Raw genomic sequence first — 2,720 nt, 5'->3', positions numbered from 1 at the left:
CTGGCAAAATTCAGGCCGCTGCCGGTGTCCTGGGAGACTCCGACCACTTCAAACCCCATCTGCTCGGCGTAGTCCTCGAGTTCTTTCTGCTGCCCTTTGAGGCGGCCATGCTCGTCCTCCGGAGCGTCGATGCGGCAGTAAAGCCATGCTCGTTTCTTTTCATCCATATTTTTCATGCCTCCTGTACATTAGTGGTTTGATCCTACAAGGATGCTGCGGGGCGTGGCCGTCCCGCCGCATAGTTTCTAAGATCAAAGCGTTTTCGCTTGTTCTTCATTTCAGGTCTGAATAACCGGCTTCAGACGATGCGCTTAATTCGACACTACTTCCCAAGCACCAATGGCAGCGGCGCAAACTATCCGTGGTCAGCGGATATCACAGGAATTCCACCTCCCCGAGAGCCTCCGGGCCGCACTCTGGGACCTAACCTCGACTATGCAGGAGTATCATTATAGGCCGTTCAGGTCAACGCGATACAGTCCACCACAGACTGTTTTATGGCCGGGCATTTCTCGCTCGTCGCCTTTGATGCCATCGTTTTTACGGATGGGCTTGACCGATCCGCAGGCAGTCTTCGCGTGCCTGCCAATGTCGCTTTCCGTTTCCGGCTGAACGGCTAACGTATTTGAGCCGCTGGATATGGACGGCTTAAAGCCGGCTTTTTTCAAAGAGCAACTGGGGAATAAAAAACCCCTCACTTCTTTAAGGAAAAAATGAGGGGGTTGAGCGGATTTATTTTTTATTTTTCCAAAAGTTTTTTCAGCTTCAGGAGAATCCTGCGCTTTCTATCGTTGATAGTTCTTTGAGGCGTTCCTGTTTCCGCCGACAATTGGCGCTCGCTTTTCCCCTGGAAAAACAGCGCGTAAATCAGCAGCCGTTCCTGCTCGGAAAGCGTTTCCAGGCACAGCGCCAGCTTTTTAAGCATTTCCTTTTTGATGATGCTGTCCTCTATGGATTCTTCCGTGCGGGATAACAGGTAATCCACCTGAATGCCTTTTTCCTCGCATTCCTCAAAGGATATGTTGTGCTTGCCGGCGAGCTTGTCCAGATACGCTTCGCGCTCCTTCTGCCGGTAATAGGCCTTATATACCTCTCTGCCCACGGCGACGCGCTTTTTGTTAATCAGCAATGTATACTTGCTCTCCTGTTCTTCCATGAGCTTGTCCCCCATTTCGAGATTTTTTAATCCGGAAAATGAAGAACAAGCGGAGGGGAGCGGCACCTTGCCGATTGGGCAAGGCGTCTATTTGTTGTTTTCAGTCGAAAACATAAGATTTTTGTCAAAAAGAAAACCGCAATCTGCGAGCTGCAAACTGCGGTTTTCCAGTCAATATGAGCTGGACTGCCAAATGAAAAATCTAATGAACGCGCATAAAGCCATAAGGCTGGAAGGTGCATATTCCAACCGAGAGAAATAATTCTTGCGCTGCAGATGCCTTGATAGCACGCAAATTCAGCTACTCCAACCTCTCAATAGATTTTTTCATGTGTCAGCCCTCCCGATGCTTTTAAACAGTGCCAAGATTCACATGGGTGTCGTATTTTGCCGAAAATTATCCGCCTTGGCAAACAAAAAACCCGCCGCTAAAAAGGGCAGGTTTTATTACACAGTCTTTGCGGCAACCAGGCTGTCATAGCGCTTTATAGCACCTTAGACCCTATGGCTTTGCGTCCCGGCCTTTAGGCAGGTTTGCCCTTGTCACGGATATTATGTTGATGTTAACGAAGAAGTTCCAGCTTATAGGTGAGCCTGGACCGCTTGGAACAAAAGCATTTCTTTTAGAAAAAGGCGGAGATAATGCTTGAGGCCGCAGTCCTTTTTTACCGCGGCCTCAAGGTATTAGCTTATTTCCATTGGTGAAGCTTATCTTTAGTATTTATTGTAGATCCGGTACAGGAACACGGCTGCTTCCGCCCTTGTGGCATTTGCGCGGGGGTTCAGCCTGTCCCCGGAGCCCTTGATCAGGCCTTCTTTAACCAGTGTGGCCAGGCTATTGGCCGCATAGCCGGCGATGTCCCCCTTGTCGCTGTATTTATCCAGCAGACCGTTGGCGTCCACAGCCTTCAATCCCCTGAATTTCTCCAGTGCCCTGGCTGTCAGCACCATCATGTCCTGACGGGAGATGCTTTCCTTAGGATTGAAACGGTTGTTCCCGCTGCCCGCGGCAATGCCCAGCTTTTTGGCGATGCCGAGGGCTTCATAATAGTAGGCGCCCGGCTCCACATCGTCAAAGTTGCCATCGAATTCCGCCATCAGTCCCAGGGTCCTGATCAGCAGCACCAGGTAATCGGCCCTGGTGATATTGGCAGCGGGGGAGAAGGTACCCTTTCCTGTTCCGCTGATGATTCCCTTGGAGGCCATAACCTCAACGGGTTTTCTGGCCCATTCCGCGCCGCCCAAGTCGCCGAATGTCTTGTGCACGTATGCCACAGCGTAGTAGCTGAAATGGGTGGTGGTGAAGGTAACGGTGCCGGTGGCCGGGTCGTAGCGCCCGTTGGGTACTGATATTACATTGCCGCTGCCGTCGATGTACCAGACGACGATATGCTCGGGATCGGCCAGCTCCGCCGCCGTCGGCGTATAGGGGATGCTTACCGTCACCGGAGCGTCCGGGTTGTTCCAAGCCTTTTGCTCGCCATCAACCGTAAGGCCCAGCTGTATCACCGGTTTATCGCCTACGGCGTTTCTAACCTCCTCCGGGAGAGTTGACTTATCAACA

General features: G+C 51.5%; 3 protein-coding genes and 1 riboswitch. All 3 genes read right to left on the bottom strand.

The annotated features are described in order from the left end of the window. Positions 1–449: 449 nt before the first annotated feature. The gene (locus tag A4E54_RS00415; RefSeq protein WP_286723670.1) at positions 450–668 is read right to left on the bottom strand and encodes a hypothetical protein; all 219 of its coding nucleotides are present in this window, start codon (positions 666–668) and stop codon (positions 450–452) included. Positions 669–739: 71 nt separating this feature from the next. Further along, the gene (locus A4E54_RS00410; RefSeq protein WP_286723668.1) at positions 740–1,156 is read right to left on the bottom strand and encodes a sigma factor-like helix-turn-helix DNA-binding protein; all 417 of its coding nucleotides are present in this window, start codon (positions 1,154–1,156) and stop codon (positions 740–742) included. 459 nt (positions 1,157–1,615) lie between these two features. Beyond that, a riboswitch (cyclic di-GMP riboswitch) is annotated at positions 1,616–1,705 on the bottom strand. Between the two features lie 165 nt (positions 1,706–1,870). Further along, positions 1,871–2,720: S-layer homology domain-containing protein (locus A4E54_RS00405; RefSeq protein ID WP_286723665.1), on the bottom strand; the 850-nt coding region annotated here is incomplete at its 5' end.

Origin of the sequence: Pelotomaculum sp. PtaB.Bin117, from assembly GCF_002067195.1 — a bacterium.
In the GTDB taxonomy this organism is placed as follows: Bacteria; Bacillota; Desulfotomaculia; order Desulfotomaculales; family Pelotomaculaceae; genus Pelotomaculum_D; species Pelotomaculum_D terephthalicicum.
This window is presented reverse-complemented; position numbering and strand designations above follow the sequence as displayed.

Bases quoted from the DNA above. Each gene is read 5' to 3' on its own strand.
- A4E54_RS00410 (WP_286723668.1), bottom strand. From the start codon at position 1,156: ATGGAAGAACAGGAGAGCAAGTATACATTGCTGATTAACAAAAAGCGC.